Source organism: Magnetovibrio sp. (genome assembly GCF_036568125.1).
Classification (GTDB): Bacteria; Pseudomonadota; Alphaproteobacteria; order Rhodospirillales; family Magnetovibrionaceae; genus Magnetovibrio.
The window spans coordinates 67039-73974 of the sequence record NZ_DATCTF010000005.1 but is presented as its reverse complement, the minus strand read 5'-3'; the positions used below and the strand labels follow the sequence as shown (position 1 = coordinate 73974).

At 55.5% G+C, this 6936-nt stretch carries 7 protein-coding genes; 6 read left to right on the top strand and 1 reads right to left on the bottom strand.

Annotation, left to right across the window (positions count from 1 at the left end; genetic code table 11):
- The 3 genes from VIN96_RS02230 to VIN96_RS02220 form a co-directional block, all read left to right on the top strand.
- On the top strand, positions 1-1610 hold a 1610-nt coding region (locus tag VIN96_RS02230), incomplete at its 5' end, for a peptidoglycan-binding domain-containing protein (protein ID WP_331893799.1).
- A 400-nt stretch (positions 1611-2010) separates the two neighbouring features.
- Positions 2011-2817 (top strand): hypothetical protein, encoded by an 807-nt coding sequence (locus VIN96_RS02225; RefSeq protein WP_331893798.1) that lies wholly within the window; start codon positions 2011-2013, stop codon positions 2815-2817.
- A 46-nt stretch (positions 2818-2863) separates the two neighbouring features.
- On the top strand, positions 2864-3196 hold the full coding sequence (locus VIN96_RS02220) for a hypothetical protein (protein WP_331893797.1): 333 nt from the start codon (positions 2864-2866) through the stop codon (positions 3194-3196).
- Between the two features lie 3 nt (positions 3197-3199).
- Here VIN96_RS02220 and VIN96_RS02215 read toward each other — a convergent pair whose 3' ends face one another.
- Positions 3200-3808: a tetratricopeptide repeat protein gene (locus VIN96_RS02215; RefSeq protein WP_331893796.1), complete on the bottom strand. Its 609-nt coding sequence runs from the start codon at positions 3806-3808 to the stop codon at positions 3200-3202.
- 146 nt (positions 3809-3954) lie between these two features.
- Here VIN96_RS02215 and VIN96_RS02210 point away from each other — a divergent pair, with 146 nt between their 5' ends.
- The 3 genes from VIN96_RS02210 to VIN96_RS02200 are packed head-to-tail and all read left to right on the top strand — an operon-like array spanning position 3955 to position 6908.
- Positions 3955-4521, top strand: coding sequence for a hypothetical protein (locus VIN96_RS02210; protein ID WP_331893795.1), 567 nt, complete (start codon positions 3955-3957; stop codon positions 4519-4521).
- The gene (locus VIN96_RS02205; RefSeq protein WP_331893794.1) at positions 4521-6440 is read left to right on the top strand and encodes a hypothetical protein; all 1920 of its coding nucleotides are present in this window, start codon (positions 4521-4523) and stop codon (positions 6438-6440) included. The genes VIN96_RS02210 and VIN96_RS02205 overlap by 1 nt, the downstream gene beginning before the upstream one ends.
- Before the next feature lie 36 nt (positions 6441-6476).
- The gene (locus VIN96_RS02200; RefSeq protein ID WP_331893793.1) at positions 6477-6908 is read left to right on the top strand and encodes a hypothetical protein; all 432 of its coding nucleotides are present in this window, start codon (positions 6477-6479) and stop codon (positions 6906-6908) included.
- Positions 6909-6936: the final 28 nt, after the last annotated feature.

Sequence of the window (6936 nt, the reverse complement as noted above, 5' to 3'; positions counted from 1 at the left end):
CCAACGCGCCGGAAGACGAAGACGCCCAGGACTGGAATTCCGGCTTGTTGGGTGAGGAAACGTCCGCCCCCAAGGCAACGCCCGCAGTCGATCCTGACGCGGTGAAGAACGACAAACCCGCCCCCGCGCCAAAGACGAAGGACGATGGGCAAAACAAAAAAGGTTTCAATTTCTTCGGCAACTTGGCGGAAGACGTGAGAAGTATCTTCAACGGAACGGCACAAGGCCCCCACAGCCAATACGATAAGCGCAATGCCGAAGCCCCGGCCGAAAAGTATGGCCTGAAAGGAAAAGATCGCACGAAGCCGTTCTTGCGCGGGGGATACTATGGTCCCGGCCGTGGAGGCTATAGCCCGACCGGAAATTACGACGCACACTTTGGAAACCCTGTTGACGGCTCCGGTTTCACGACCCGTAAATCCGCCGAAAACTTCCCTGGATTGTTGTCGCCCGGTCAGCAAGATTACGTCGCTCCGAACGCACTCGACGACTTAAATGCCACTTTCATGGCGGATGCGCAAAAGACCCAAAAAGAACATCGCCAACGCATGGCTGATGTTGCCAAGGCTCACCAGCGCACGGCGCGGGCGGCGGAACGGATGAAGGAGTTGGCGCAAACCAAATCCGCCCCCCAGTCTGCCCCCCGGTCCGGCTATTTCTCCAAGAACGGTGTGACGTTCACCGACAACTGGGCCAATGATCTGATCGGCGGCAGGGCGTCTGCGACGACGACGCCCAAAGACGGCCTGTTGGGCAGAACCGCCGACCAAAAGGCCTCCGACGTAGGCGAGCAGTCGATGGTATCGAAAGCGTCAGCGTCCCTTAAAGGCACAACACCTGTGTCGGAAAGGCAAAATACAGGTATGGAACTGATGGGCAGCGTCGGTCAGTACGGCCTTAATGATCCTGAAGACGTGGCGGTGCTGCAAGGCGCGCTGGTTGCAAGTGGCCACATGAACGTGCTCAACGCCACCGGCTGGATCAATACGCCGACGGTGGTGGGCATCAAGGCCTTACAGAAAGACCTGGGGCTTCCCACGACCGGCACTGTCGATCCCTCTGACCGGAGCGAGGAAGCCATGGCGGCAGCGGATCAAACGACGTATGTCGATGCAGCGTCGGCACCATATGGACGAATGGCACAGGCCATTAGACAGAAATATCAAAATGAACTGCATACACATAAGGTAAGTGTGTCAGCTAACCCGAGAAACTTGATTGATGAGACATACCACGACCTAACATCTTGGCACTTCGAGGATAGGGCGAGATTAAATAGCCCCTTGCCAAGCACAGAAGATGAAGCCATCAAAATGGGCTTCGAAAAATATCCAGACGAACAGTCCGTTTTTCACCAAAACAATGTTGGTCAACCTGAGAAAAAATATGGTCACCCAGATGGACGCGAGGTGGTCTTTGATGGTGACACCGGAAAAGTGGTAACCGACTCACGATATGCTGGGACATATAATTACGAAGTTCCGGCGCAGATGCCAGAGAATATAGAGGATTTTGAGCGGTGGCTCGAATATTTGAATAAGGGATCGGGTCACCTTATCAAAGACGTTGCTCCATATGCGATAGGAGGTAATGTTAGAGGACGGAACTAGTAACTTAGATATCGGTGCCAACTTCAAGCTTGTCGAATTGCCACAGAGAGAGTGTGACATGGGTGCAAAGAAATTCATTAGGTGGCTCACTGTCGTTCTGTGTGTTTTCCTAATCGGCATGAGCATTGTTCACCGTAGTTTCGTGGCAGATGCTGTTTATACACATACAGCCTTTACGGCCCTAGTCCTATTGCCCTTTGTTGGCGTGGTCGCGTTGTTTTTCATGAACGCAATAGTGGTATTCGTGGAATTGATCGGTCGGAACGCTCGGCGGGCAGGCGTTCACGCACTGTTGGTTGTGGTGACAATAATATCTTGTGCAATCGCCATCATGATTGATGAACCGACGTTGCTTTATGCTACCTAGAGCAAGAATAGGCGACTAAATCATAAGCTGTGCATGGGTGTGGGCGTGCGAAAGATATCAAAAATACATAAATATGGATTTGCGATTGTTGGGTTCGTGTGCCTTGCTGCGGGCGTGATTAAATTCATTAGCACCCCCAATTCGAATGACGATGGGCCCATCTATTCGGAAGAGCGACTTCGCTACATCGCCTTGGAGTTCACTCCAAAATATGAAGTTGCCGATTGCACGGTATCCTTTGACCTCCAACTCAGGAAGGGAGGTGTTTCGTTTGTGGGTCCTCTTGAGGACAGCTTTCAGCGCTATGTTTCCTCTCACGAACCCAAAGTGGGCATCATGATGATTACGCATCTGGGTACTCGTAAATATGGCGAAGCACGAAAAAATAGACTTTCTGCCCCATATGAGCTTGTGCTGGGTGATCAGTGCAACCGCAAGGATCAGATATACGAGGGTATGGTCGAATACACTTTGGATCGATACGGTGACTTGTTTGGCATTGAACGCGTACCCATTGAAAAGTCAGAATTAAACTACGGAAGATTTTGGCTGGATAGTTCTGATTATAACCCTGATCATTGGCCAACTTTTCATAAGGCCATGCGTGGCGATGGCGAGGCTTTTCTGGCTTTAGCCAAATCGGTCGAGCCGGATGATTTTCGACAAAAGCGGTTAATGTATGCGCTTGCCGAACACTATTTGCCGAACGGCCCGCTGCAAGAAACGGCTCGCAAAGGTAAAGAGGCAGCTTTCAAGGAGATGTTTCCCAGTCAGCAAAAGCGTGCCGATGAGGTCGTCCGACACTGGATACAGAACATTCAAAAGTATAATGCGCAATAGTATTGCGAGGCCGGGAATTCAGGTGAGCCAAGGCCTTGGCGAGGGCTTGGCGTTTGTCGGCGGTCTGCCCGCTGCCCCGCTTGAAGCGGCGGGTCGGGTTTCGCGGACGTTGGCCTTGGAGGACGTGTCGAGGAAAAAGCAAATTGCTTATGCCTACGGTCATGCGGCTTTGAACCTGACACCGGGCTTGATAACGAAAATCAACGCGGCTGCATTTAAGGCGTATATGAAGGTGAAGAAGAGCAATCTCCTGGATCCCGTTTACGACAACGCGATCGTGTTGGGCGAAGCGGTGAGCGAAGGCTTATCCGGCCTGGGCATGGATTGGGCGTTAGGGCAGCGCGGTAATAAGAAGGATCAAGGTAAGCCAAAGAAATGAAGCTTATCTGAGGCCATCGCAAGCCGTGATATCTTCGTCGAAAATCAGGATGCGGATATATGTACAGGTGATATCCCGGATACGGATGTTTGGAACATCATCCTCGTAACCCACTTGCCACAAACGCAGCATGGCATATTTACTGCCATGTTCAACCGCTCTATTCATCCAGAGGCGGTATTCTTCGCCATGGGTCTTGTCCTCGGCTGCCAGATTGACCATGGCTTGAATTAGGCCATGTTCAGCGGCTTTGGTCCGCCAATAAAGTTCGCGTTCACGGTTTTTCTCTCGCCCGCCTATGTAGTCGTAACAGAGGCTCAGATTGTACATGGACTTTGCCAAGCCTTTGTCGGCGGCGCGTTGGTACCAGTCGCATTCGAGTTTGGGATCGTTGGGAAAGACGTCGGTGCCGTCGTGCATGCGGCCGATGATGTGCATCGCTTGCGCAATGCCCGCTTCGGCCAGCGGCAGCAAGATGTCCTTGGCGCGTTGGTAGTCGCCGTCGTCGTAGGCCTTGACGCCGAGCTCGACCTGCTTGTCCTGAGCGTCGTCCGCAGATGCGGCGGGGCTCAGGGGCAAGGTGAGCAGCAGAACGGAAAATATGCGGCGCATCACATCAATCATGGCGCGAAGGTATCGCGCCGCACATGAACTGACAAGTTATGTCTCTCATCGGCCCGTCACGGGCTGATTTTTTTTGGGCCGCGTCTTCGCGACCGACACCGAAATTTCAAAAAAAATAACCCAAGGAGAACGTTATGGCATTGAGTTCCATTGCGCTGTGTTCGCGCGCGCTTTTGAAGACCGGGTGTCGGACGATCACCTCGTTCGACGAGGGTTCCGCCGAGGCCGAAGTCGCGGGCAACCTATATGAACCCATTCGCGATGCGCTGTTGTCGTCCAACGCCTGGTCGTTCGCCACCGGGCAGGTGTCGTTGCCGCAGCTCGTGGCGGTGCCCGTCGCGGACTACACCTACGCTTATCAATTGCCCGCAGACTTCTTGCGCGCATTGTCCGCCGGTGCGGGGCGCGGTCACGGTCTGGATTATCGCATTCATGAACGACGACTGCACACCAACGCTTCCGAAGTGGTGCTGACGTATATCTTCCGCCCGCTGGAAAGTGAATTTCCGCCGTTCTTCGATCAAGTGCTGATCGCACGTTTGGCGGCGGAATTCTGCATCCCGTTGACCGACAGCACCAGCCGTTCCGAGGCGTTGCAGAAAATCGCCGAAAACGAGTTCAAGCGCGCCAAGACGATCGACGCCATGCAGGACACGCCGCATGCGGTGGAAGACTACACCTTGGTCGGGGTGCGCAACTGATGGCACGGATGTACACCTACAAAACAAGTTTCACCGCCGGCGAGGTGTCGCTGGAATTGGCCGGGCGCGGCGATCTGACCGCGTACGACAACGGCGCGGGCAACCTCACCAATATATTCGTCATGCCGACCGGCGGCATCTACCGCCGTGCGGGCTTGCGCTTTGTCGACACGGCGCCGGGCGAAGGGCGCTTGGTGGCGTTCGAATTCAACACCGAACAGGTTTACCTGTTGGTGTTTCGCGAGGGCCAAGTGGATGTCTACCAAGACGGGACGATACTCACCACCATCACGCCCGCACCGTGGACGTTGGCGCAGGTGAAAGGCATCAATTGGGTGCAGAGCGCGGATACGCTGCTCATCACCCATCCCGACGTGCCGCCCAAAAAACTCACCCGCGACAAGGACGGCACGTGGTCGATTGCGGATTGGGCCTTCTTCGAGAAGGACTCGGAGATCCACCAGCCCTATCACAAGTTTGCCAACGATGAGGTAACTTTGCAGGCGAGCGCCACATCCGGTTCCATTACGGTGACGGCATCCGCCGATGTCTTCGTGGCCGATCATGTCGGCAAGCGGTTTCGCATCGAAGGCAAGGAACTGGAGATCACGGCGATCACCGACGCGACCCATGCCACGGCGATGGTCAAGTCGACCTTAACCACCACCGTGGCAACCAAGGACTGGACCGAACAGGCATTTTCCAACATTCGCGGCTGGCCCGTGTCGGTGTGTTTCCATCAGGACCGCTTGGTCATCGGTGGGTCGCGCGACGCACCCAACCGGTTGTGGATGTCGAAGTCCGCCGACCTGTTCAATTTCGACCTGGGCACTGGCTTGGATGATGAGGCGATCGACTTCGCCATTTTATCCGATCAGGTCAACGCCGTGCGCGCAGTGTTTTCCGGGCGTCACTTGCAGGTGTTCACGTCGGGCGCCGAGTGGATGGTGAGCGGCGACCCGCTGACGCCAAGCTCGATCCAATTGAAGCGCCAGACCCGCGTGGGTTCGCCCATCGACCGCACGGTGCCGCCATGCGATGTGGATGGCGCGACGTTGTTCGTTTCACGCACCGGCGACGAATTGCGCGAGTTTTTGTTCACCGATTTGGAACAGGCTTACCAGGCGGGTGATCTGGCGCTGCTGGCACGGCACATGGTCAAAACCCCCTTGGATCAGGATTTCGACAAGACTCGGCGACATCTACACATCGTGATGTCGGATGGCACGATTGCCTCGTTGACGTTGTTTCGACGCGAGAAGGTGACCGCATGGTCGCGCCAAGTCACGGACGGAACGTTTTTGTCCGTGGCGCTGGTCGGAACGGACGTCTTTGTCATGGTGAAACGCGCAAACGCATATTTCATCGAAACCTTGGACGACGCCTACAACGTCGACTCCGGCCTCAAAGGCACGATCGACGGTGATGCCCAACCAACGCCAAAGGCGACGTGGAGCGACCTCACGCACCTGGAAGGGCGAACCGTGACGGTGGTCGGCGACGGTGCGCCGTTGGGCAACTATGTCGTCACGGGCGGTGCGGTGACGTTGGAAGCCCCGGTTTCATCCGTTGAAATCGGATTGCCTTATGCTCACATCGTGGAACCGTTGCCGCCCACCATCGCGTCTGCGCAAGCGGGCAGCCAGGGCGGTCATTTGCGACCGATCTCATTCACCTTTCGCGTGCGCAATACCGCGTCGCTGCGCCTGGATGTTGGAACTGGATTGCAGGACGTTCCGTTCAAGCGTTTCGGCCTGGCGGCCTGGGATGAGGCGACGCCTCCGTTCACGGGCGACAAGACGGTGCGGGCGTTCGGCTGGCGTCAAGGCGGCATCGCGCCGCTGTGGCGTATCGAACAAGATACCCCGCTGCCCTTTGTGTTGCTGTCGGTCGTCAGTGAAATCAGCCTCAACGGCTAACGGTTTTTTTAACACATCATTCACAGGAGAAATCTCATGGGCGGAATCACCCCCCTTGTGCTGACGGGCGCGTCATTCGTGAAATCCGATATGGATGCCAAACGCCAAAACCAGCGCGCCGCGCAAGACAGTCAGTTGCGCATGAACGACTTGGCGCGCAGGCAGGCGATTGAAGCGAAACAACGTCAAGATGCGTTGCGCAAGGCTTCGGCGACGCAACGCGCAAAGTTCGCCGCACAGGGCATCAATGCCGCTGATGGATCGTCCGGTGCGGTCTTGGATGGCATGCATGAAAAGGCGGTGGAGGACTTGGTGGATCGAGGCGCTGAATACGATGTACAGCGCGCCCGTCTGGAAAACAGTTTCGCGCAAAACCAAGCCAATTCGCTCACGCGCCGCCGAAACGCCACGGAAGATTTTCTGTTCGGCGGCAACGGCTACGTACAGCAACTCAAAAACTGGGACTGATCCCAGGTTTATTACGACTGTCTAAAAG